20 protein-coding genes are annotated in these 22,160 nt (G+C 72.6%); 6 read left to right on the top strand and 14 right to left on the bottom strand.

Translation table 11 applies throughout. The features are described 5' to 3' along the window. The 6 genes from KIS93_RS60495 to KIS93_RS60475 form a co-directional block, all read right to left on the bottom strand. The coding region (locus KIS93_RS60495; protein ID WP_186405140.1) for an ATP-binding protein at positions 1-1,544 on the bottom strand (1,544 nt) is incomplete at its 3' end. After that, positions 1,531-2,217 carry a SpoIIE family protein phosphatase gene (locus KIS93_RS60490; protein ID WP_246005563.1) on the bottom strand — a complete coding sequence of 229 codons (687 nt, stop codon included), beginning with the start codon at positions 2,215-2,217 and terminating at the stop codon, positions 1,531-1,533. The genes KIS93_RS60495 and KIS93_RS60490, both read right to left, overlap by 14 nt. Further along, positions 2,130-2,552 carry an ATP-binding protein gene (locus KIS93_RS67050; protein WP_246005562.1) on the bottom strand — a complete coding sequence of 141 codons (423 nt, stop codon included), beginning with the start codon at positions 2,550-2,552 and terminating at the stop codon, positions 2,130-2,132. The genes KIS93_RS60490 and KIS93_RS67050 overlap by 88 nt, the downstream gene beginning before the upstream one ends. Further along, positions 2,549-2,950 carry an anti-sigma regulatory factor gene (locus tag KIS93_RS60485; protein ID WP_080040789.1) on the bottom strand — a complete coding sequence of 134 codons (402 nt, stop codon included), beginning with the start codon at positions 2,948-2,950 and terminating at the stop codon, positions 2,549-2,551. Before KIS93_RS60485 ends, KIS93_RS67050 begins: the two co-directional genes overlap by 4 nt. Then, positions 2,947-3,312 (bottom strand): STAS domain-containing protein, encoded by a 366-nt coding sequence (locus KIS93_RS60480; RefSeq protein ID WP_080040790.1) that lies wholly within the window; start codon positions 3,310-3,312, stop codon positions 2,947-2,949. Before KIS93_RS60480 ends, KIS93_RS60485 begins: the two co-directional genes overlap by 4 nt. Continuing rightward, on the bottom strand, positions 3,312-4,151 hold the full coding sequence (locus tag KIS93_RS60475; protein ID WP_080040791.1) for an STAS domain-containing protein: 840 nt from the start codon (positions 4,149-4,151) through the stop codon (positions 3,312-3,314). The genes KIS93_RS60480 and KIS93_RS60475 overlap by 1 nt, the downstream gene beginning before the upstream one ends. A gap of 591 nt (positions 4,152-4,742) precedes the next feature. Between KIS93_RS60475 and KIS93_RS60470 the strand changes: the two genes are divergently transcribed. The 4 genes from KIS93_RS60470 (at position 4,743) to KIS93_RS60455 (ending at position 8,592) form a co-directional block, all read left to right on the top strand. Then, the gene (locus KIS93_RS60470) at positions 4,743-5,504 is read left to right on the top strand and encodes an alpha/beta hydrolase (RefSeq protein WP_080040792.1); all 762 of its coding nucleotides are present in this window, start codon (positions 4,743-4,745) and stop codon (positions 5,502-5,504) included. A gap of 128 nt (positions 5,505-5,632) precedes the next feature. Further along, positions 5,633-6,283, top strand: a complete 651-nt coding sequence (locus KIS93_RS60465; RefSeq protein WP_080040793.1) for a biliverdin-producing heme oxygenase — start codon at positions 5,633-5,635, stop codon at positions 6,281-6,283. 224 nt (positions 6,284-6,507) lie between these two features. After that, positions 6,508-7,104, top strand: coding sequence for a TetR/AcrR family transcriptional regulator (locus KIS93_RS60460; RefSeq protein ID WP_080040794.1), 597 nt, complete (start codon positions 6,508-6,510; stop codon positions 7,102-7,104). Positions 7,105-7,185: 81 nt separating this feature from the next. Next, positions 7,186-8,592: an MFS transporter gene (locus KIS93_RS60455; protein ID WP_080040795.1), complete on the top strand. Its 1,407-nt coding sequence runs from the start codon at positions 7,186-7,188 to the stop codon at positions 8,590-8,592. A 36-nt stretch (positions 8,593-8,628) separates the two neighbouring features. Here the strand turns inward: KIS93_RS60455 and KIS93_RS60450 are convergent, their stop codons facing one another. Continuing rightward, positions 8,629-9,858, bottom strand: a complete 1,230-nt coding sequence (locus KIS93_RS60450; RefSeq protein WP_080040796.1) for a cytochrome P450 — start codon at positions 9,856-9,858, stop codon at positions 8,629-8,631. 1,011 nt (positions 9,859-10,869) lie between these two features. Between KIS93_RS60450 and KIS93_RS60445 the strand changes: the two genes are divergently transcribed. Further along, positions 10,870-12,288, top strand: a complete 1,419-nt coding sequence (locus KIS93_RS60445; RefSeq protein ID WP_080046983.1) for an FG-GAP-like repeat-containing protein — start codon at positions 10,870-10,872, stop codon at positions 12,286-12,288. A 101-nt stretch (positions 12,289-12,389) separates the two neighbouring features. Here KIS93_RS60445 and KIS93_RS60440 read toward each other — a convergent pair whose 3' ends face one another. The 6 genes from KIS93_RS60440 to KIS93_RS60415 are packed head-to-tail and all read right to left on the bottom strand — an operon-like array spanning position 12,390 to position 18,364. Beyond that, positions 12,390-13,919, bottom strand: a complete 1,530-nt coding sequence (locus tag KIS93_RS60440) for a sensor histidine kinase (protein ID WP_080040797.1) — start codon at positions 13,917-13,919, stop codon at positions 12,390-12,392. Then, positions 13,916-14,608 (bottom strand): response regulator transcription factor, encoded by a 693-nt coding sequence (locus KIS93_RS60435; RefSeq protein ID WP_080040798.1) that lies wholly within the window; start codon positions 14,606-14,608, stop codon positions 13,916-13,918. Before KIS93_RS60435 ends, KIS93_RS60440 begins: the two co-directional genes overlap by 4 nt. After that, positions 14,605-15,180 carry a hypothetical protein gene (locus tag KIS93_RS60430; protein WP_186405139.1) on the bottom strand — a complete coding sequence of 192 codons (576 nt, stop codon included), beginning with the start codon at positions 15,178-15,180 and terminating at the stop codon, positions 14,605-14,607. The genes KIS93_RS60435 and KIS93_RS60430 overlap by 4 nt, the downstream gene beginning before the upstream one ends. A gap of 30 nt (positions 15,181-15,210) precedes the next feature. Beyond that, positions 15,211-16,473 carry an ABC transporter permease gene (locus KIS93_RS60425; RefSeq protein ID WP_080040800.1) on the bottom strand — a complete coding sequence of 421 codons (1,263 nt, stop codon included), beginning with the start codon at positions 16,471-16,473 and terminating at the stop codon, positions 15,211-15,213. Further along, entirely contained in the window at positions 16,470-17,228 is a 759-nt protein-coding gene (locus tag KIS93_RS60420) for an ABC transporter ATP-binding protein (RefSeq protein ID WP_080040801.1), read from the bottom strand. Before KIS93_RS60420 ends, KIS93_RS60425 begins: the two co-directional genes overlap by 4 nt. Then, a complete protein-coding gene (locus KIS93_RS60415) occupies positions 17,225-18,364 on the bottom strand; it encodes an efflux RND transporter periplasmic adaptor subunit (RefSeq protein WP_186405138.1) in 1,140 nt (379 codons plus the stop codon). Before KIS93_RS60415 ends, KIS93_RS60420 begins: the two co-directional genes overlap by 4 nt. Before the next feature lie 146 nt (positions 18,365-18,510). Between KIS93_RS60415 and KIS93_RS60410 the strand changes: the two genes are divergently transcribed. Next, positions 18,511-20,358 carry an efflux RND transporter periplasmic adaptor subunit gene (locus KIS93_RS60410; protein ID WP_080040802.1) on the top strand — a complete coding sequence of 616 codons (1,848 nt, stop codon included), beginning with the start codon at positions 18,511-18,513 and terminating at the stop codon, positions 20,356-20,358. 233 nt (positions 20,359-20,591) lie between these two features. On the opposite strand, the gene KIS93_RS60405 is transcribed toward KIS93_RS60410, so the two are convergent. Next, the gene (locus KIS93_RS60405; RefSeq protein ID WP_080040803.1) at positions 20,592-22,148 is read right to left on the bottom strand and encodes an alkaline phosphatase D family protein; all 1,557 of its coding nucleotides are present in this window, start codon (positions 22,146-22,148) and stop codon (positions 20,592-20,594) included. Positions 22,149-22,160 lie beyond the last annotated feature (12 nt).

Below are 22,160 nucleotides of genomic sequence, written 5' to 3'. Positions count from 1 at the left end.
ACGGGGATGTCCCGCAGCCGGTCGTCCTCGGCCATGCGCTGGAGCAGCACGTTGCCGTCCACGCGCGGCATGAGCAGGTCCACCAGGATCGCGTCGGGCCGCTCCGCCGCCATCGCCTCGAGCGCGGCGGCGCCGTCGGCGGCCTCGTCCACGTGCGCGGCGAAGCCGTGCAGCATGCGGCGGGCGGTGGCGCGGAACACCTCGTCGTCGTCGGCGATCAGCACCCGCTCCAGCTCCGGCGGGCCGCTGTAGTGCGGCAGCCGCAGCGTGGCCGTGGTGCCCTCGCCCTCGGTGCTGGTCAGCTCCAGCGTGCCGCCCAGCGTCTCGGCGAGCCGGCGCGCGTACGGCAGGCCGATGCCCGTGCCCCTGGACCTGACCTGGAGGGAGCCCGGCACCTGGTAGAAGTCCTCGAACACGCGGGTCAGGTGCTCCTGAGGGATGCCGATGCCGGTGTCGGTCACCGTGATGACGGCCTCGTCCTTGGCCTCGTCGAGGCGGGCCTCCAGGCGTACCTCGCCGCTCAGCGTGAACTTGACCGCGTTCGACAGCAGGTTGCGCAGGATGCGCAGCAGCATGCCCTCGTCCACGTACAGCTCGGCGACCTCGGGCGCCACCTCGTGGCGCAGCTCGACGCCGGTGCTCGCGCTCGTCGGGCGCAGCATCACGTGGAGCTGATCGGCCATCCGGACGAGGTCCACCGCCGACGGCTGCGGGTCGAGGCGGCCCGACTCGGCCTTGGCCATGTCGAGCAGCTCGCTGACGAGCTCCAGCAGCGTCTCGGTGGAGGTGCCGATGAGCCGCACCTGGTGTGCCTGCTCCTCCGTCATGGGGTCGCCGCCCGGGCCGATCAGCAGCCTGACCAGGCCGATGACGGAGTTGAGCGGGGTGCGCAGCTCGTGGCTGACCGTCGCCCAGAACCGGTTTCTCGCCTCCTGGGCCTCCCTGAGCCGGCTCGACTTCTCATCCAGCTCGGCGTACAGGGCGACCACGCCCCGGTTGGTCTCCTCCAGCTCGGTGGAGAGCTGGTTGTACATCGCCATCACGCCGGTGTTGGTCTCCTGCAGCTCGGCGTTGAGCCGCCGGACGTCCTCCAGCGTCTCGGCCAGCTCCCTGTTCTGCTCGCGCAGCTCGTCGAGGGCGGAGACCGGGGAGAGCGCGGCCAGCTTCGCGCGGATCTCCGCCACCGACGCGGACGTCCTGCGCGGGCGCAGCCGCTTGGCCAGCGTCACGCTGCCCTCGCCGACCGTGATCTCGTCGACCAGCCGGCCCGCCAGCCTCAGGCCATCCAGCGCGGACACGTCGGAGCGCTTCGAGTGCTCCAGCCGGATGAGAAGGTGGCGGTCGCCGAGCATGAGGACCGCGCTGGAGCCGTCGCCGAAGAGCTCGCGGCCGGCCTCGCTGAGCGCCGTCGCCACCCGGATCTGGTCCTGCGGCTCCAGGCCGGCCAGCTCGGCGGCGGCCCTGCCGATGCCGCGCAGGACGAAGACGTCCTGGTCGGCGTCGAGCCGGACGCGGACGAGCTCGGCCGCTTCAGCCTTGTCCATCGCTCTTGGGCTCCCCACCGGCTCGGTCCCGTTGACGGTCCGGTCGTACCGTCACCACGCAGGCGTCGTCGCGCCTGCTGCCCGCCTCGCGCATCAGCCCGGCGGCGATCACGGCGGGCGTGCGGGAGAACAGCCCCGGCAGGAGCGAGGGGTCCCACCGCTCCGTCAGCCCGTCGGTGTGCAGGACCACGGTGGCGTAGGAGGGCAGGTCGTAGGTGTACTGGCGGAGCCGGCCGCCCTGGTGGCCGGCGATGCCCGGCACCGACACCATGCCCTGCCGGCCCTCGGCGTGCGTGATCCAGCCGGAGACGTTGCCGAGCCCCGCGTAGCTCACCTGGCCCGGCTCCACGCGCGCCACCGCGACCGCGCCCCCTCGGGTCGCCTTCATGCCGGCGTGCAGGCGCGCCACGATCTCGGCCGGCTCCAGGTCGCGTACGGCGCGGAACAGCTCGGCGGCCCTCTGCGTGGCCTGCGCGGCGATGAGGCCGTGGCCGAGCCCGTCGCTGACCAGCACCGTCGTGACCGGGCCCGACTGCGCGATGACGAACCCGTCGCCGCACACCGTCTCCTCGCCGATCGGCCTGGTCAGGCCGCTGGCGCGCAGTGGCGGCGCGGGCGGGCGGCCGGTGAAGTGCATGGCCAGCACCGTGCCCTTGCCCGGCAGCGAGTGCACGTCGTAGCCGGTGGCGATGCGGGAGATCGCGCCCAGGCCGATGCCAGCGTGCCGGAGGTCGAGTAGCCGTCGCGCAACGCGCGGGCCACGTCGGCCATGCCCGGCCCCCGGTCCACCGTGATCAGCTCCACCGTGGCCGCGGACTCCGGGTGCGGGCGCACGATGACGGTGCCCTCCATCGCGTGCTTGACGAGGTTGGAGACCGCCTCGCTCACCGCCACGGCCGTCTGCCCGATGAGCACCTGGTCGAAGCCCGCCGCCTCGGCCAGCTCGACGGCCTTCCTGCGGACCGCGCCGACCGCGCTGGGGTCTTCGGCGCGGACCCAGGTGGTCACCGGGACCACTTGGTCACCGTCACGGTGGTGCCCTTGCCGGGCTCGGAGACCAGGTCGAACTCGTCGACCAGCCGGCGCGAGCCGCCCAGGCCCAGCCCCATGCCGCCGCCGGTGGTCCAGCCGTCGGTGAGCGCCTGCTCGATGTCGGGGATCCCCGGCCCCTCGTCGGTGAAGATCAGCTTGAGGCCGCGCCTGGGGCCGTTCGTGACGATCTCGATGCGGACGTCACCGCCGCCGCCGTACACCAGGGCGTTGCGCGCCAGCTCGCTGGCCGCCGTGACGATCTTGGTCTGGTCGACGAGGGACAGGCCGATCTCGACGGCCACGCTCCTGACGAGCTGGCGGACACCCACGACGTCCGCGCTGCCGGCGATGACCACCTCCCGCTCGCCGCTCACGGGGTGGCGCTCCTGATGTGGTCGAGCAGCGCGACCCCTTTCTCCAGGTTGAGCGCCGTACGGACGCCGCCGAGCGACAGCCCGAGCTCCACCAGCGTGATCGCCACGGCGGGACGCATGCCGACCACCACGGTCTGCGCGTCGAGCATGCCGCACATGGACGCGATCGTGGCCAGCATCCGGCCGATGAACGAGTCGACGATCTCCACGGCGGTGATGTCGATGATGACGCCCTTGGCGCCGTGCTGGACGACCGCGTCGGCCAGGTCTTCCTGAAGGGCGAGCACGCTCTGGTCCTCCAGGTCGATCTGGATGGAGACGATCAGGACGTCGCCGAGCTTGAGGATGGGAACGCGCTGCACTAGACCCTCTCCGCCCGGATCACGACGCGGGCGTTGCCGCCGCCGCTCACCTCGATGCCGGCCCGCTTGAACGCGTGCGCCAGCGCGTCGGCCAGCGACGCCTTCGTCACGATGTCGCCGAACTCGATGCCGAGCGTGACGATGGTGTGCGCGATCTGCGGGCGGATGCCCGAGATGACGCACTCCGCGCCCATCAGGCGCGCCGCGACCACCGTCTTCAGCAGGTGCTGGGCCACCTGCGTGTCGACCGCCGGCACGCCCGTGATGTCGATCACCGCGTGCTCCGCGCCCGTCTCCACCAGGGTCTGCAGCAGCTTCTCCATGACCACCTGCGTACGGGCGGAGTCGAGCGTGCCCACCAGCGGCACCGCCACGATGCCCTCCCACAGCTTGACCACCGGGGTGGACAGCTCCAGAAGCTGCTCCGCCTGGTCGAGGATGATCCTCTCGCGGGCCTCCGCGTACGTCTCGAACGTGAACAGCCCCAGGTCGTCGATCAGCCGCGAGAACCAGACGAAGCCGCGCGCGGCCTCGACGCCCTCCGTGTCGGCCTCGACGATCTCGTACACGGCCTCCTTCAGGCCGAACACGGCCCTCGCGGTGTCGGACGGGGCGAAACCGGCACGGGCCCGCGAACGGGACAGCTCGGCGAGCAGGCCCCGAACGTCCGCCAGGTCGTTCTTGCCCTCTTCCAGTGCGGCGAGCAGCGCCCGGTAGAGCTCCTTGAGCTCCTCGGACGGCGCGGAGGCGATCTCGGCCCAGCGACGGACGATCCGCTCCTCATGGGTGCGGAGCAGTTCTTCTATGCGTCGCCTGGCTACATCGGCATGAACGGACAAGGAACTCTCCAGGGAGGGCGGCTGGCAGTTGCTCGTATGCTAGTGCGGTTCGCCCCGTACCCGGGACTCCGATCGGATCCATCGCACTGGTCCCGGGCGGTGCGGCTGTGGCTTCGATCCGGCCCTGCCGTACAAGGTGGGTGGGGGCTTGTGCTGGCCGGGGGTGCTTTCTGAGCGCTGCGGCGCCGGGCACTTCGGTGGCCGGGGGCGCGGCGCGGGCGGGCAAGGCGCTCCCGCGCCTCGCGACCTTGCCTTGGCGGGACGTGCCCACGACCTCTCCTCGGGTCGGGGACGTGCCCGCGACCTTGCCTTGGGCCGGGGACGTGCCCGCGACCTTGCCTTGGGCAGGGGATGTGCCTGCGACCTTGGGCAGGGGATGTGCCTGCGACCCCACCCTACGCCGAGGCGCATCCCGCGGCACCCCACATCCAGGCGCACCTCTCACCCATCGGCGGCTCACCCATCATCTGCGGTCTCACCCATCATCGGGCCCCTCAGCCATCGGGGCGGCCGCATCCCCCTCCGGTATGACACCAAGGTTCAAACCCTGCGGGGACGCGGACCACACCCCCTTCTCCATAACGTCACAGCATGCCCGGAAACCTTGCCGTCGCCGCCGGCCACATCCTCACCGGCACGCTGCTGATGCTGCTGACGCTGCCGTCCCAGCCGGCGGAGCACCTGGTGCGGTTCTACGGCAGCGACCTGGCGACGGCCGACCGGGTGGCGATCATCGTGCCCGGCGCCGACACCAGGGTGGCGACATTCGAGTCCAGCACGAGGCACCCCGGCGGGGCGGCGCGCGCCCTGCTGGCGGAGGCGGCCCGGCTGGCTCCCGGCGTGCGGCTGGCCGTGGTGGCGTGGCTGGGCTACGACTCACCGCCCACCCTGAGCCTGGGCGCCCTCACCGACCACGCGGCCATCACCGGCGCGCGGGAGCTGCGCCGCACGGTCGCGGCCCTGCACCGGCGCACCACGGCCCCGATCGCCCTGCTGTGCCACAGCTACGGCTCCTTCGTCTGCGCCCGCGCGGCCCCCGGCTTACCGCTGGCCGACCTCGCCTTCATCGGCAGCCCCGGCGTCGGCGCGACCGGCCCGGCTCCCCCACGCCGTGCGCGGGTCTGGGCCGGGCTCGGCGACACCGACTGGATCCGGCTCGTGCCCAAGGTCAAGCTCGGCCACCTGGGCTTCGGCGCCGACCCGATGAACGCCGCGTACGGCGCCCGCCGCTTCGAGGCGGGCGCGGGCGGCCACAGCGACTACTACACGCCGGGCACCCCGTCCCTGCGCAACCTGGCCCTGATCTCCCTCGGCCGCGACCAGGAGGTGATCCCCGACGACCACGGCTCTTGACGTGCCCGTTCCTGGGTACGGGAGGGAGGAGGCAGGCTTTGATGACATGGTGTCGTCATCAGCTTGACGTCGAGCGCTGCCGTTTGTGACACTTCGTCATATAACGCCAGCACGAGCAGAGGTGGGCCGTGACCACGCCGTTCTCCGAGACCTTGCGCAACGCCACCTGGGCCGACCACCAGTCGGCCGAGTCGGAGGGCTACCTCTCCGCGCTCATGGGCGGCCGGTTGAGCGAGCACGACTACGGCGAGATGGTCGCCCAGCACTACTTCGCGTACACCGCCCTCGACGCCGTGTCCCGCCAGCTCGCCGACCACCCGGTCGCCGGCCGCTTCGTCTTCCCCGAGCTGTACCGCGAGCAGGCACTCGAACGCGACCTCACCACGATCTACGGCCCGTCCTGGCGCGACCGCATCACCCCGTCGAAGTCCACCCGCACCCTCGTGGCCCGCATCCACCAGGTATCCGACTGGCCCGGCGGCTACGTAGCCCACCACTACACGCGTTACCTCGGCGACCTGTCCGGCGGGCAGTTCATCCGGATGGAACTGCAGAAGATCTACGGCTACACGAAGGGCGGAGGCGTCGACTTCTACTTCTTCGACGAGCTGGGCAGCCTGCCCCGCTTCAAGAACGAGTACCGCTCCCGCCTGGACGTCCTGGGGGCGGAGCTGGACGAACGGGAACAGCAACGCATGATCGGCGAGGTCAGGCTCGCATACCAGCTCAACACGGAAGTGCTGGCCGAGCTCCGACACGTGGTGAAGGCCGCCGCCTGACCGCCCACCGGGGTGAGTGACGCGCCGCGGCGGGGGGCCTGGGCGATGCCCGGCTTGTCGTGCAGCACGCTGCTGGCGGTGGCCACGCTGAGCCCGGTGAAGGCGGCCACGCCGGAAAGGCGTCCCGGCATGGCGACGATGCCACAAGCCGTACTGCAAGAACCGAAACGAGCAACGCAAGAATCTGACAAGCCATGTCAGCGGGGTCGGCCTACCATGGGCGTATGCCCCGCATCTCGGCCGCCACCATCGGCGAGCACCGCGCCCAGACGCGAGACCGCATCCTCCAGGCCGTCTCGCGGCTGTCGCGGACGCAGGGCATCGACGCCATCTCCATGACCGACGTGGCGGGCGAGGCCGGCATCACCCGCACGGTCCTGTACAACTACTTCCCCGACAAGGCGGCGCTGCTGCTGGCGTTCACCGAGCGGGTCACCGGCTACTTCATCGAGAGCTACGAGCGGGAGCTGCCCGAGGGGGCCTCCCCCGCCGACCGGCTGCGCGCGTTCGTCCGGCTGCAGCTCGCCGGGCTGCTCGCGCACCCGCACCCCGGCGCGGCCGACCTCAGCGCGGCCCTCGGGCCCGACGCCTACCAGCGGCTGGCCGAGCACGTGGCGCCGATGCAGCGCGTCCTGGTGGAGATCCTCGAGAGCGGCATGGCGGCGGGCGACTTCCGCACGGTCGACGTCGACGCCACGGCCCGCATGATCCTCGCGGTCATCGGCGCCGAGCGGGTGCCGCTGATCAGTGGAGACGTGACGGTGGAGGGGGCCGGGGAGCTGGTGTCGGAGTTCGTCCTGCGGGCCCTGGGCAACGGCTGACGCCTTTCACGCCGGCCGGGGAGCGGCGGGAGGTGACCCTCGGCGGCGAGACTGTCGGAGCCCGGTGACAGGATGGCCTGCATGACCGACGACTCCACCCTGCTGCACGGCCATGTCGAGCTGAAGTCCGCGCGTGGCCGGTGGATCCTGTTCGCCACCGTGCTCGGCTCCGGCCTGGCCATGCTCGACAGCACGGTGGTCAACGTCGCGCTGCCGTTCCTCGGGCGGGAGCTCGACGCGGGCATGGCGGGCCTGCAGTGGACGATCAACGCCTACACCCTCACCCTGGCCGGGCTGATCCTGCTGGGCGGCTCGCTCGGCGACCGCTACGGGCGCCGCACGCTCTTCCTCGTCGGCACCGTCTGGTTCGCCATCGCCTCGGCCCTGTGCGGCCTGTCGCCGAACATCGAGTTCCTCATCGGCGCCCGCGCGCTCCAGGGCATCGGCGGCGCGCTGCTCACGCCCGGCTCGCTGGCGATCATCCAGGCGTCCTTCGTCCGGCACGACCGGCCCAGAGCGGTCGGCATGTGGTCCGGGCTCGGCGGCGTCGCCAGCGCCATCGGGCCGCTGCTGGGCGGCTGGCTGGTGCAGTCGGCCGGATGGCGGTGGGCGTTCCTGATCAACCTGCCGTTCGCGGCGCTCGTCGTGTTCGTCACACTGCGGCACGTGCCCGAGAGCAAGGACGAGGAGGCGGCCGGCCGGTTCGACGTGCTCGGCTCGGTGCTGGCGGCGCTGGCGCTGGCCGGCATCACGTACGGGCTGATCCAGAAGGGTGTCTCGGTGCCGCTGGTGGCCGGGCTGGCGGTCGGGGCGGCGTTCGTGGTGCTGGAGATCCGCCGCTCGCCCGACGCGCTGGTGCCGGTCGGCATGTTCCGCGACCGCGTGTTCACGGCCGTCAACGTCGTGACGCTGATCATGTACGCGGCCATGGGCGTCGTGTTCTTCCTGCTCGTGGTGCAGCTCCAGGTGGTGTCCGGGTTCTCCCCCATCGCCGCCGGCCTGGCGATGCTGCCGACGACGATCCTGATGCTGCTGCTGTCGGCGCGGGCCGGCGAGCTGGCCAAGCGGGTCGGGCCGCGCTGGCCCATGACGATCGGGATCCTGGTGGCGGGCTGCGGGTTCGTGCTGATGAGCACGATCGGGCCCGGCGCCTCCTACCTGCTGCACGTGCTGCCCGCGGTCTTCGTGTTCGGGCTGGGCCTGTCGGCGGCGGTCGCGCCACTCACCGCCACCGTCCTCGCCACCGCCGACGACCACCTCGCGGGCACGGCCAGCGGCATCAACAACGCGGTCGCCCGCACCGGCAGCCTCCTCGCCGTGGCGGCGGTGCCGCCGCTGGTGGGGCTGGTGGGCGACGCGTTCGAGCAGCCCCAGGTGTTCGACGCCGGGTTCAGGACGGCCATGCTGATCAGCGCGGTGATGATGGTGGTGGCCGCGCTGATCACGTTCCTCACGATCAGGACGAACGTCCTGGCCGCCGACGACTAGCGCCCGGCCAGGCCGCGACGGCGGGCCCCATCGCGGTCAGAAGGTGAACGCCTGGCTGCGGACACTGTTGTCGAAGTTCGACAGGAGCAGCTCCGGCTCGCCCACCGAGCGGATGCCGGGCAGCCGCGTCAGCAGCTCGCGGAACATCGTCCGCATCTCCTGCCTGGCCAGGTTCGCACCCAGGCAGAAGTGCGGGCCGGGGCCGCCGAAACCGACGTGCGGCTTGGTGTCGCGGGTGATGTCGAACGTGTCGGCGTCGGGGAAGACCGACTCGTCGCGGTTGGCCGAGCCGTAGAACAGCACGACCTTGTCGCCCTTCTTCAGCTCCAGGCCGCGCAGCGAATAGTCCTCGGTGACCGTGCGGCGGAACTGCATGATCGGCGACACGTAGCGGACCATCTCCTCGATCGCGCCGTTGATGTGCGCGTCGAAGTCGCTCATCAGCAGCTCGCGCTGCGCCGGGTTCTCCGTCAGGAGCCTGATGCCGTGGGCCATCGTGTTGCGGGCCGTCTCGTTGCCGGCGACCAGCAGCAGCGAGAAGAACGAGCCGAGCTCCTTGTCGGTCAGCTTCTCGCCATCGACGTTGGCGTTGACCAGCAGCGAGACCAGGTCGCCCTTCGGGTTGGCGACCCGCTCGTGGCCGAGCTTGATGACCATGCGCTGCAGGGCGAGCAGGGCCAGCATGTTCTGGCCGGCCATCTGCACGCTGCGCGCCAGGCTGGGGCGCACGCCCGTGTAGGCGGTGGAGATGTCGACGTGCTGGTGCACCTTCTCCCGCAGCTCCTGCGGGATGTCCAGCATGTCGCAGATCACGTGGATCGGCAGCCGCGCGGCCACCTGGCTGACGAAGTCGCGCGGACCGTCCCGCACCACGTCGTCCACGATGCGGGCGCACGCCGCCTCGATGTCGCTCTGCAGCCCCGCCAGCATCTTCGGGCTGAACGAACGGGTCACGATGCGGCGCAGCCGGGCGTGACGCGGGTCGTCCATGTTGACCATCGACTCGCCGAACACCTGCTTCACCCAGCTCGGCGGCTCGGGGTTGGTGACGGCCGGCTCGCTGGAGAAGACCTTCGCGTTCCGGCTGGCCTCCACCACGTCGGCGTGGCGTACGAGGGCGTAGAAGCCCTTGCCCGAACGGAGGAACGGCACCTTCTTCTCCGGGAAGAACACCGGGTGCTCCAATTGCCGGAGCCGGGCGAACGCCTCATTCCGCTCTTTGAGGGGTTTGCGCCAGAAATCCAGATCAGCGAGGTCGATGTCCACCCATCTATCCTGGCACGTTCCCGCGCCCCGAAGGGCCCATCGGCGTCCCGGATCACCTCCCGGCCCGCACTCCCGCGCCCTTCGTTCTAGCCTCGCCCCCCTGGGCACCACGCCGCCCCTCGCTCCCCGCCCGCCCCATCAGGTCCCACGCCGCCCTGCGCTCCCGCCGCCCCCGGCTCCCCACCCGCTCCGCTCCGCCCACGCCCGCCCACGCCCGCCCACCCGGCCCACCAGCGCCCTGCGCATCCACCCCCGGCGCACTACCGGCACGGCGGGCCACTACCGCAATCATGCGGCCCCAAGGGGCGGCCGGTGTGACGCGGCGGGCAGCGAGGAGGGCGAGCGGTGCGGGCAAGGTGGTGGTGGGCGGTGCAGCACGAGGGCGGCCCAGGCACGAACAACGTGCGGGCGCGGACGGACGGGCGGGCGGCCAGCACAGGCGGGAGCGCGAACGCAAACGGCGTGGCGGCGAGCGGCGCGGGGGCCAGCGGCTCGTGGGCGCCGCGGCTGCGGGCAGCGGGGCGGGGCGTGCGCCGGCGCTGCGCTGGTGGGCGGCGTGGGCGAAGGCGCGAGGGCAGGCAACGCGGGCGCGGGCGGCCAGCACGGGCGGGAGCGCGGAGGCAAACGGCGTGGCCACGGGCGGCGCGGGGTCCAGCGGCACGCGGGCGCTGCGGCGGCGGGCGGCATGGGCGAAAGGCGGTGCGCGCGGGGGCGGAGGCGCGCGGCGTGCGGGCGCGGTGGCGGGCGACATGAGCGAAGGCGCGGGCGCGGAGCCGGCGCGCGGGGGCGGAGGCGGCGCGCGGGCGGAGGCGCGATCAGGGGCGGCGTATGCGGTGTGCAGGCTGTGTGGGGGCGGGGTGCGGGCGCACGCGGCGTGGGCGAGCGGCGCGGGGCGAGAGGCGAGTAGGGGCGGGAGGTGGGCGGTGGTGGGGGGTGATGTGCATTCTGTCCTCCTGGGGCGTTCTCGTGCCGTTCAGGCCTGGTTCGGCATCGCTGGTCATTACTTCCGGTATGAATGCGTTGCTCGCCGCCTGCCTGATCGTTCCGCTCGCCCCAGGAGCAGCTCCGGTCGCCGGGGTCGGCTCGTTCACAGCCGAGCGGGGGCCCGCCGTCCGCGCCTGTGGTGGGCATCCGCTCGACTTCGATGGGGATGGGCGGCCTGATCTGGCTGTGGCGGCGCCCTACGACGGTGCCAGGGCCGGGTCCGTGACCGTGATGTATGGGTCGGGGAAGAAGGTCAAGCTCACGCAGGAGGGGGCGGAGGCGGGCGACTCGTTCGGGTCGGCGCTGGCCGTGGGGGACTTCAACGGGGATCGGTGTGCCGATCTGGCCGTGGGGGTGTCGGAGGAGTTCGTGGGTGAGCGGGTGCCGGGGGGTGATGGGAACGGGGTGGTACAGGTTTTCGATGGGGGGCCGGGCGGGCTCGTGGCGGGGAAGGAGCTGAAGCTGGACAAGCCGTCCAGCGACCGGTTCGGGGCTTCGCTGGCGGCGGGGGACCTGGACGGGGACGGGAAGGATGAGCTGGTCGTGGGGGCGCCCAGTCATCGGTCGGGTGGCGTCGTGACCGTGTACGGGATGAAGGGGCGGAAGGCGTACCGGATCACGCAGAAGACGGCGTGGGTGGGGCAGGCGGCGAGCGTCACCGATCAGTGGGGAGCGTCGCTGGCGGCCGGGGACTTCGACGGGGACGGGAAGGATGAGCTGGTCGTGGGGGCGCCGGCCGACAGCGTGCGGGTGGATGGGCAGGGGTCCGTGACCGTGATCGATGTGCGGCGGAAGCGGGCCCGGTTGTTGACGCAGAGCACGCCCGGGATCAAGGGGGCCTCCGAGAAGTGGGACAACTTCGGTGCGGCGCTGGCGACCGGGGACTTCAACGGGGACGGGAAGGCCGACCTGGCGATCGGCGTGCCGGGCGAGGGGCTCAGCGCCAATCAGCGGGCCATGGACTACGGGGACGGCACCGTGGACGTGCTGTACGGATCGCGGGGCGGGCTGCGTACCGACAGGACCGAGGCGTGGTCGCAGAACACGCTGGAGGGCAAGCCCCGCTACTACGACCGGTTCGGGGCGGCGCTGGCCGCCGGGGACTTCAACGGGGACGGCAACGATGAGCTGGCCATCGGGGTGCCGGGTGAGAAGGCGGTGCAGGTGCTCGCCGGGCGGTCCGAGGGTGGGCTGACCCGGGTGGGGAATCTGCTGGTCAAAGGTAAGGGGCAGGACTTCGGGGCGGCGGTGACCGCGTTGCCGGGGTGGGAGCGGTACCGGTCGCTGGCCAAGCGGCCTCCTGTGTACGGGCTGGTGGTGGCGGCGCCGGACCAAGGGCTCATCATGTACGCGGCGGGCAGCAGGCGGGGGTCGGGAAAGGTCAGGCTGGGGAAGGTTCGGCAGATCGACAAGGGTGCCGGTCTTTACGGCTACACCTTCGGCTGAGGCTGAGGGCCCACTTCCCGGTCCGGTCCGCGCCCGGCTACGCCTTCGGCTGAGGCTGAGGGGCCGCTTCCCGGGTCCGGTCCGCGCCCAGGCCCGCCCCGCTACGCCTTCGGCTGAGGCTGAGGCTGAGGCTGAGGCGGCTCCAGGGGGAGGATGACGCGGAACAGGGCGCCCTTGCCGGGCTCGCTCTCCGCCATCACGATCCCGCCGTGCGCCTCCACCAGTGTGGCCGCGATCGACAGCCCCAGCCCCGACCCGCCGGCGCTGCGGGCGGGGTCGGCGCGGTAGAAGCGTTCGAAGACCCGCTCCGCCACCTCCTCCGAGAACCCGGGGCCTTCGTCGGCCACCTCCACCACGGCCTGGTCGCCGTGCACGCCCACCCGGACCTGGAACGGGGTGCCGGGCGGGGTGTGGGTGAGGGCGTTGGTGACGAGGTTGTTGAGCACCTGCGCCAGGCGCGGCTCGTCGCCGGTGACGATCACGTCGCCCTCGCCGCCGTACAGCCGGACCAGCTCGATCCTCCTGTCGGGCGCGAGCGTCTGGGCGTCGATGACGACGGTGGCGGCCAGGCTGAGCAGGTCCACGGGGCGCCGGCTCAGCTCGCGCCGCTGGTCGAGCCGGGCCAGCAGGAGCATGTCCTCGACGAGGAGCCCCATGCGGGCGGCCTGGCCCTCGATGCGGCTCAGCAGGCGTACGGCCTCGGCCAGGTCCTTCTCCTCCCCCAGCCGGTACAGCTCGGCGAAGCCCCTGATCGAGGTCAGCGGGGTGCGCAGCTCGTGGGAGGCGTCGGCCATGAAGCGGCGCATCAGCTCCTCGGAGCGGCGGGCGGCCGTGGCGGACTCGCGGGCGGACTCGGCGGCCTCCTCGCGCTCGCGGACCGCCACCTCGATCTGGGCGAGCATGGTGTTGAGCGAGCGGCCGAGCTTGCCGACCTCGGTGGTGCCGGCCCACAGGGGGACGCGGCGCGACAGGTCGCCGCCGGCGATGTCGTTCGCGGTGCTCGCGATCTGGCGCAGGGGGCGCAGGCTGCGGCGGACGAGGCCGTAGCAGACGAAGCCGAGCACGACCAGGGTGCAGCCGCCGCCGACCGCCACGATCAGGACGAGCTGGGAGACGGTCGCGTCCACGTCGGCGAGGCTGATGGCCATCATGCGGCTCTGGCCGTCGCGGGTCGGCACGGCGACGACGCGCCAGCTCGGGCCGCCCGCGTCGCGCGACTCGACGGTGAACGGCCGCCCCCTCAGCTCGACGACCTCGGCGAGGGTCAGGGCGGGCAGGTCGGGCGTGTGCTCCTCGGTGGACTCGCTGATGGTCCTGGCGGGCCGGCCGTCCGGGCCCAGGACGACGCCGTGGAACAGGCCGAAGTAGCGTTGCGGCCGGCCGCCGGGGCGCGGGTCCACCGGCGGCGGGGGCGGGTCGCGGGGCGCGGTGGCCACGCGGAGCTGCTGGTCGACGCGTTCGACGAGGTAGCTGCGCAGCAGGCGGACGGCGAACAGGCCGGTGGCGGTGATCGCGAGGGTGACCAACAGGAGGGTGGCCGAGACGAGGCGCAGCCAGAGCGGCGCCCTGGACAGCTGCCTCCTGAGGCCACCGGCGATCCCGCGCACGGCCTTCGACGGGTGCCGGCTCATATTCGCGGCGGGCGCAGGATGTAGCCGACCCCGCGCAGGGTGTGCAGGTACTTGCGTTCGCCGGTGTCCACCTTGCGGCGCAGGTACGACACGTACGACTCGACGAGGCCGACGTCGGTGCGCCAGTCGCCGTTCCAGACGTGGTCGAGGATCTGGGTCTTGGACAGCACCCGGCCGACGTTCAGCATGAAGTACTGCAGCAGCCGGAACTCCGTCGGCGACAGCCGGACGGGCACGCCGTCGCGCCACACCTCGTGGCTCTCCTCGTCCAGCTCCAGGTCGGCGACGCGCAGGCGGTTGGGCGGCGGCGCGCCGCGCCTGGTCCTGCGCAGCACGGCCCGGATGCGGGCGATGACCTCCTCCAGGCTGAACGGCTTGGTCACGTAGTCCTCGCCGAGCCCCAGCCCGGCGATGCGGTCCTCCGGCGTGTCCTTGGCCGTCACGAACAGGACCGGGACCCGGCGGCCGCGGGACCGCAGCCTTCCCGCGACCGCCAGGCCGTCCAGGTCGGGCAGCATCACGTCGAGCATCACCAGGTCGGGCGAGCTCTCCTCGGCCACCCGCAGGGCCTCCATGCCGTCGGCCGCGGTCAGCACCTCGAACCCGGCCATGCGCAGGCTGGCCGAGAACAGCTCCCTGATGTTGGGCTCGTCGTCGACCACCAGCAGCCTGGCCTCGGGTTCGCTCATCGCGGGCCTCCTCCCTGGAATCCCTGGCTCCCCTGGCTGATCGACGTGGCGGTGACCGCGCCGTCGGCGCCCTGCTGCCCGCGCACCACGATGGTGGTGCCGGTCTCCAGGTCAGAGACCTTACCGGGCTTGGAGATCTGCACGGTGGTCCGGTCGGTGGTGGTGACCGTGACGGTGGCGCCGTCCATGGTCTTGACGTACACCTTGCCGTCCTCGATCTTCTCGACCGTGCCGACGGTGCCGCCGCCCATGCGCTGCCCCCGCCACCGCCCGGCTGCTGCTGACCGCCGGGCTGCTGCGCGCCGCCGGGGAACTGGCCGCGCTGGCCGTAGCCGCCACGCCGCCCACGCCGCCCATGCCGCCGGTGCCGCGCTGCTGCGCGGCGCCGGCCGCCTGCGGGGCGCGTCGGCGGCGCCGAACCAGCTCTCCGCCTGGATGCCGATCAGGATCCCGGCCACCAGGACGACGCCGGCGGCCAGCGCCAGCGTGACCTTGGAGGTGCCCTTGGCGGGCTGGACGGCGAGCTCCTCCCGCAGGTCGTCCCGGAACGGGGAGGAGTCCAGCTTGTCCATGTCCTTGTCTCCTAACTCGTGGCGCGAGGCCTACTCGTGGCGCAGAGCCTGGATCGGCCTAAGCTTGGCCGCCCGGTTGGCGGGATAACTGCCGAAGAACAGCCCGATCCCCAGCGACACGCCCAGCGCCAGCACCACCGATGACGGCACGAGGACCGGCTCGATGCCGGCGATGGTGAACCTGGTCCCCACGAACGCCACCAGCACCCCTGACAGCCCCCCGACCAGGCTCAGCAACGTCGCCTCCATCAGGAACTGGCCCAGGATGGCGCTCCTGGGTGCTCCGATGGCCTTGCGGATGCCGATCTCGCGCGTGCGCTCCGTGACCGTCACCAGCATGATGTTGGTGATGCCGATACCGCCCACCAGCAGCGAGATCGCGGCGACGGCGCCGAGCAGCACGGTGAAGGTGCCGGTCGCCTCGCTGACGGTCTCCTGCAGAGTGGCCTGGTTGAGTACGCGGTAGTCGGGGTTGTTGTTCGTGATGCCGTGTCGTTGGTTGAGGATAGCCGTGACCTCGGCCTGCGCCGACGTGGTCGTCCCCGCGCCGGTGGCCTGCACGACGATCTGCCCGAGCGAGCCGAACCCGCTCAGGCTCTGCTGCACCGCCGGCAGCGGCGCGATGGCGATGTCGTCGGCGTCCTGCATGCCGGTGGAGCCGGCCTCCTTCAGCACGCCGACCACCGTGAACGGCACCCCCGACACGCTGATCTGCTTGCCGATCGGGTCGACGGCGCCGAACAGCTCTTCCACGACCGTCTGCCCGAGCACCACGACCTTCCTGGCGGCCAGCACGTCGTCGTTGAAGAAGTACGTGCCCTTGGCGACGGGCTTGTTGACGGCCTCGAAGTAGCTCGGGTAGGTGCCGACGAACTGCGCCACGGAGTGGCTGGCGGCGCCGTACGTGGCGGTGGAGGAGGAGGCGTTGACCACCGGCGAGACGCTCTTCACCGACGGGGCGAGCGTCTTGTCGGTCAGCGCCTTGGCGTCGGCGAGGCTGAGCTGCCTGGCCTGGGTGCGCGGCCCGGTGTTCGCGCCTCCGCCGCCGCCGGGGCCGCGCATCGCGCCGCCTCCCCCGCCGCCTCCGCCGGAGAAGGACGGGGAGATCGTCAGCGTGTTCGCGCCGAGGCGCTGGATGTTCTGCTGGATGCTCTGCGAGGAGCCCTCGCCGACCGCGACCAGCATGATGACCGCGGCCACGCCGATGAGGATGCCGAGCGTGGTCAGCGCGCTGCGCATCTTGTTGGCCAGCAGGCCGCGCAGCGCGAAGCGGAGGATCTCGATCTGGTTCACGTGGTCGCCTCCACGAGCCGCGGCGGCGGGCCGTCCACGGGCGCCTGCCGGCGGTCCGCCACGATCTCGCCGTCCACCAGCCTGATCACCCGCTTGGCGTGCGCGGCCACGTCGTCCTCGTGCGTGATCAGGACGATCGTCCGGCCGGTCGCGCTGAGCCGGTCCATGATCTCCAGGACGTCGCCGGTCGAGGCGGTGTCGAGGTTGCCCGTCGGCTCGTCGGCCAGCAGCAGCGCCGGCGCGGTGACCAGGGCCCTGGCGACGGCGACGCGCTGCTGCTGGCCGCCGGAGAGCTGGTTCGGCTCGTGGTGCACGCGGTCGGTCAGGCCGACCTGCTCCAGCGCGGCCAGCGCCCGCGCGCGCCGCTCCGCCTGGCCGACGCCGCCGTACACGAGCGGCAGCTCCACGTTGGCCAGCGCGCTCATGCGCGGGATCAGGTTGAACGACTGGAAGACGAACCCGACCCGGCGGTTGCGCAGGATGGCGAGCTGGTGCTCGTTCAGCAGGCCGACGTCGGTCCCGTCGATGAGGTACGTGCCGGAGGTCGGGACGTCGAGGCAGCCGAGGATGTTCATGAGCGTCGACTTGCCGGAGCCGGAGGCGCCCATGATGGCCACGTAGTCGCCCTGCTGGACGTCCAGGCTGATGCCGCGCAGGGCGCGCACCCGGGCGTCGCCCTCGCCGTACTCCTTGACGAGGTCCCGCACCCGCAGGACCGGCACGGGCTCCACGACGCGCAGCCCCGCGGCCGTCATCGCCCTCCTCCACCGGGCATGCCGCCTCCGGGGAACCCGCCGCCGGTGCCGCCGACCCCGCGCATCCCGCCGCCGCCGGTGCCCGTGCTGCCGGTCGTCGTGGACGGGGGCACGATCTCGTCGCCCTCCGACACGCCGGACTTGATCTCGGTCACCGTGGCGCCCTGCACGCCGACCTCGACCGGGGTCCTGGTCTGGCGGCCGTCGCGCAGCACGGTGACCGTGGTCTGGCCGCCGCTGGTGGAGACCGCCGTGGAGGGCACGGTGACGACGTTCTCCGCCCGGCCGACCACGACCTCGACGGTGGCCGTCTGCCCCAGCCTGACCTGCTCGGGCACCTTCGTGAACGTGATCGTCACCGGGTACTGGACGACGTTGTTGCTGGTGGCGGCGACCGGCTCGATCTGCGTGACCTCGCCGGTCGCGGTGACGCCCGGCAGCGCGTCGAACGTGATCGTGGCCTCCTGGCCCTGCTTGAGCTTGCCGGCGTCGGACTCGGTGAAGGTGCCGACGAGCTGCAGCTTCGTGGTGTCGGCCAGCTCGATGAAGCCGGATGAGCCGCTGGTGGCGCTCGTCGTCTGCCCGGAGCCCTGGCCACTGCCCGCACCCGAGCTTGAGGACGTGCCCGAGGACGTGCCGCCCACTGACCCGTTCACGGCGGTGATCGTGCCCTTGAACGGCGCCTTCAGCACCGTGCCTGCGACCGTGCGCTGGGCCTCCCGGTAGGCGTTGCGGGCCTTGATGTAGGCGGCGTAGAGGGCGGCCGTGTCCGTCCCGTCGTCGATGGCGCTCTGGTACGTGGCCTTCGCCGCCGCCAGGCTCTCCTGGGCGGCGGAATCGTCCAGCCTGGCCAGGATGTCGCCCTTGGCCACCTTGTCCCCGGCCTTGACGTAGATCTTCTCCACGGTCCCGCTCGTCCCGAACGAGAGCGCCCGGGACCGGGAGCTCTCGACCGCCCCCGACGCCGTCACCGAGGCGGTCACGGAGCCGCGGCCCGCGGTCACCGTCCGCACGGTGGTCTCACCGGCGGCCTGGCCCGTGCCGAGCTGCGCGTAGGCGAGCCCGGCGCCGCCCAGCAGGAGCACCGCGAGCGCCCCGTTGGTAATCAGCGCTCTGCGCCTGATCGACACCTTCACGAGCGAGGACCCTTGCACACAATGCTGCGCCGCAGCCGTGGGCAAGCTGAACGTCCGCTGGGAGCCCCGCGCTCCGCGCCGGCCCACAGGTAACTCTGAGGGTCCTCGCAGGCTGGCGCGATCCTGCTCGGCCAGGATGTGCCGTCATGAGACCGACTTTCGCGCTGGGCGGCCTCGCCCTCGCCGTGCTCGTGGCCGGCTCCGGCCTCGTGCTGGCGCTGCGCGACGACACCCCGCCCACCGTCCAGGCACGGCTGGCCTCCGCCCAGCGCGGCCTGGTCACGGCCTCGGTGAGCGCGGCGGGGAGCACCGTGGACGGCTCGCGCAGGGACCTGGCGTTCGGCTCCCCGGGGACGCTGACCAAGGTGTACGTCAAGGTCGGGACCAAGGTGAAGAAGGGCCAGGTCCTGGCCAGGATCGACGGGCGGGCGGCGCGCGAGGCGTACGCGGCGGCCAAGGCCGACCTGGCGGCCGCCGAGGAGGCGCTGGAGCAGGCGTCCTCCGGCACCCCGGCCGCAAGCCCGGCGGGCAGCTCCACGGCGGTCAGCGGCCGGGCCTCGTCACCCGGTGGCTCCGGCTCGGCCTGTGTGCCCGTGAAGACCGGCGGCACGACGCCCGCGAAGGGCGCGAGCCCGGCTCCCTCCGTCAAGGCGACCGGCGCCACACCGGCCCCGACCGGGGGCGCCGCGCCCTCCGGCCCGGCCACGTCCGGAGGCGTCGTGACCGGCGTACCCGCACCGCAGTCCACGGGCGGCGGCAGCCCGGCCGCACAGACCGGCGCCGCCTCCAGCGCGTCCACCGGGGGTCCGGCCGGGCATGGCGGCGGCGCCGGTGGCGTGCTGGGGCCCGCCGCGCGTTCCGACAACGGGGCCGGCACGAGCCCCACGCCCGACACCCCGCACCCGACGCCCACGCCCGGCACCACGGATCCCGAGCCGCAGCCCACGGCGACGGTCACGGTGACGGCCACCGTAACGGCCACAGTGACGGCGACCGCCACCGTCACCACGACGGTCACCGCCGCCCCGACGCACGGCACGCCCGGCGGCGGGACCGGTGGGACCGGTGGCGACGGGGCCGGGCAGCCGGGCGGGCAGCCGTCCGGCACGGGCACCCCCTCGACGACCGCGCGGCCCTCAACCACCGCGCGCCCGTCCACCGCCAAGCCTTCGACCGGCGCCAAGCCGTCCACCAGCGGGAAGCCGTCGGCGAGCGGGAAGCCCACGGCGGGCGCGAAGCCCACGGCGAGGAGCAGCGGGCAAGCCTGCGCCACCCCGGCGGGCACCAGGAACGCGGGCACCGGCACTCCGGGCGGCACCACAAGCACAGGTGCCAGGGCGGGGACGAGTGAGGAGCAGGCCGCCGCGAACGTGGATCGTGCCGAGGCGGCGCTGGAGGAGGCCGCCGACGCCGTGCGCGGCACCCGCATCGTGGCGCCCGCGTCCGGCACGGTCCTGTCGATCGCCGGCCGGGCGGGCGACGCGGCGGGCACGGGCACGTTCATCAGTCTCGGCAACCTGAACGAGCTGCAGGTCTCGGCCATGGTCACGGAGTCCGACGTGAACCGGCTCCAGCTCGGCCAGAAAGCCCAGATCACCCTGGCCACCCGGGGCGCCGAGAAGCACCAGGCGACGGTGACGGCCATCGCGCCGACCGCGACGGTGGACGGGCAGCTCGTCCGCTACGCGGTCACCCTTGCCTTCGACGAGCCGCCGCCGGGGCTCATGCTGGGCCAGACCGCGTCGGTGACGATCACCACGGGCGAGTCCAGGGACGCCGTCTACGTCCCGGCCGCGGCGGTGCGTACCAGGGCGGACGGCACGCAGGTGGTCACGGTCCGCTCGGGCGGCCGGGACGAGACGAAGGCCGTGCGGACGGGGGTGCGCGGCGACCAGTACGTCGAGGTCGTCTCCGGCCTGACGGAGGCCGACCAGGTGGTCGTGTCGGGCGCGACGTCGGGCGAGTTCCCCGACGGAAGCTGGCCGGACGCATGACCTGCGAGCATGCCGGGCGGTTCCCGCCGTATGGGAGCCGCCGCGGCACCTGAGCCGGCCGGTCCGGACGGAAACCACCCGCCCGCCCGGGCCGGCCACCCCCGGCCGGACTCCGACACACCTGCCACCTGGAGTCCGGCCGGGTCTCATCGTGCGGGCGGAATGCGGGCGGAAACGGTTGAGCGAATCCTCAGCGCGCTCCCAGCGGACGTTCAGGCAACGGCCCGGCGATCTCACCCCGCGGGAGGAGCCGCCGCCCGGCCCGCGGCGGCGGCGCCGGTGACGGCCGGGATCGTGAGGCGGTGGGCGGTGCGGGCGGGAGCGCCCCGGCGGGAGATGTAGTCCAGCGTCCGGAAGTCCACGGACAGCTCGTCCCTGGTCAGCCGCGCCATCAGGTAGCCGCGCCGCTGGTCGATGTAGGAGATGTGCGGGTTCTCCTGGAGCGCTTCGGAGATCCACGTACGGTCCCGGTACCCGTCGCCGTCGCTGGCGATGGAGGAGGCCACCAGTTCCCTGGCGACGACCGGCGAGTCGGGGTCGTCGAAGTCGGTCTTGAGCTCGGCCAGGTGGTGCATGTGGGCGTCGCCGGTCAGCACGACGGGGTTGGGGGTGCGGGCGAGGGAGCGCAGCAGCCGGGTCCGCTCGGCGGCGTAGCCGTCCCAGGAGTCCAGGTTCACCTCGCGGCCCGGCCCGATCTTGTAGTCGCGCTGCGCGACCATGATCTGCTGGCCGAGGAGGTTCCAGCGGGTGGTGGAGTCGTTGAGGCCGCTCTCCAGCCAGCGCCACTGGTCGCCGCCGAGCAGCGTGCGCCGGTCCGCCAGCCGCTCGTCGCAGCCGGCGCGCACGCCGTCGAGGCACGCCTGGTCGTCGCGGAACTGCCGGGTGTCGAGCAGGTGGAAGCGCGCCAGCGTGCCCCAGGAGACGCGCCGGTTCACCCTGAGGACGGCGCCCTGGAGGCTGGCGCGGCGCAGCGGCATGTTCTCGTAGTACGCCCTGAACGCCTGGGCCCGCCGCTGCTCGAAGCCGGGGGCGCCGGTGCTGGAGACGGGGCCGGCCCAGTTGTTCTCCACCTCGTGGTCGTCGAACGACACCAGCCACGGTGCCACGGCGTGCGCGGCCTGGAGGTCGGGGTCGCTCTTGTACTGGGCGTGCCGCAGGCGGTAGTCGGCGAGCGTCTGGCACTTGCCGGGGGTGTGGGTGCGGACGCGCCCGGCCAGCGCGGTGTAGCCGCTGGGGCCGTACTCGTACATGTAGTCGCCGAGGAAGACCACCAGCTCGGGCTCCTGCTCGGCGAGGCGGCGGTAGGCGGTGTAGTAGCCGTGCTCGTAGTGCGCGCAGGCGGCGACGGCGAACCTGAGCGGCGTCTCCCCCGTCGGCGTCGTCCTGGTGCGGCCGGCGGGCGAGAGGCGGCCCTGGCTCCTAAACCGGTAGAAGTAGTCGCGTCCCGGCTCCAGGCCCTTCAGCTCGACGTGCACGCTGTGGGCGTCGCGCGCCCTGGCGGTGGCCGTCCCGCTCCTGATCACCTTGGCGAACCGCTCGTCCGTGGCGACCTGCCAGTCGACCTCCACGTCGCGGGAGGGCATGCCGCCGCGGCCGTCGCCGCCGAGCGGGTCCACGGCCAGCCGGGTCCACAGGACGAAGCCGTCGGCGGAGGGGTCGCCGGAGGCCACGCCCAGCGTGAACGGGTCGGATCTGAGCGTTCGGGAGGAGGATGCGGCCCACGCCGGGGCGGCGGGCTGCGGGAGGAGAAGGCCGGCTGTCGCCGCTGTCAGGAAGGCTCTGCGGTCCACGATCCAGGTATG

Origin of the sequence: [Actinomadura] parvosata subsp. kistnae (genome assembly GCF_900323885.1) — a bacterium.
Lineage (GTDB): Bacteria > Actinomycetota > Actinomycetes > Streptosporangiales > Streptosporangiaceae > Nonomuraea > Nonomuraea composti.
The sequence above is the reverse complement of the archived record's forward strand: the minus strand, read 5'-3'. Positions and strand labels throughout refer to the sequence as shown.

Coding starts and splice junctions, on each gene's coding strand:
- KIS93_RS60470 (WP_080040792.1), top strand. CDS start 4,743: ATGCCCGGAAACCTTGCCGTCGCCGCCGGCCACATCCTCACCGGCACG.
- KIS93_RS60460 (WP_080040794.1), top strand. CDS start 6,508: ATGCCCCGCATCTCGGCCGCCACCATCGGCGAGCACCGCGCCCAGACG.
- KIS93_RS60455 (WP_080040795.1), top strand. CDS start 7,186: ATGACCGACGACTCCACCCTGCTGCACGGCCATGTCGAGCTGAAGTCC.
- KIS93_RS60445 (WP_080046983.1), top strand. CDS start 10,870: ATGAATGCGTTGCTCGCCGCCTGCCTGATCGTTCCGCTCGCCCCAGGA.
- KIS93_RS60440 (WP_080040797.1), bottom strand. CDS start 13,919: ATGAGCCGGCACCCGTCGAAGGCCGTGCGCGGGATCGCCGGTGGCCTC.
- KIS93_RS60435 (WP_080040798.1), bottom strand. CDS start 14,608: ATGAGCGAACCCGAGGCCAGGCTGCTGGTGGTCGACGACGAGCCCAAC.
- KIS93_RS60430 (WP_186405139.1), bottom strand. CDS start 15,180: ATGGACAAGCTGGACTCCTCCCCGTTCCGGGACGACCTGCGGGAGGAG.
- KIS93_RS60420 (WP_080040801.1), bottom strand. CDS start 17,228: ATGACGGCCGCGGGGCTGCGCGTCGTGGAGCCCGTGCCGGTCCTGCGG.
- KIS93_RS60410 (WP_080040802.1), top strand. CDS start 18,511: ATGAGACCGACTTTCGCGCTGGGCGGCCTCGCCCTCGCCGTGCTCGTG.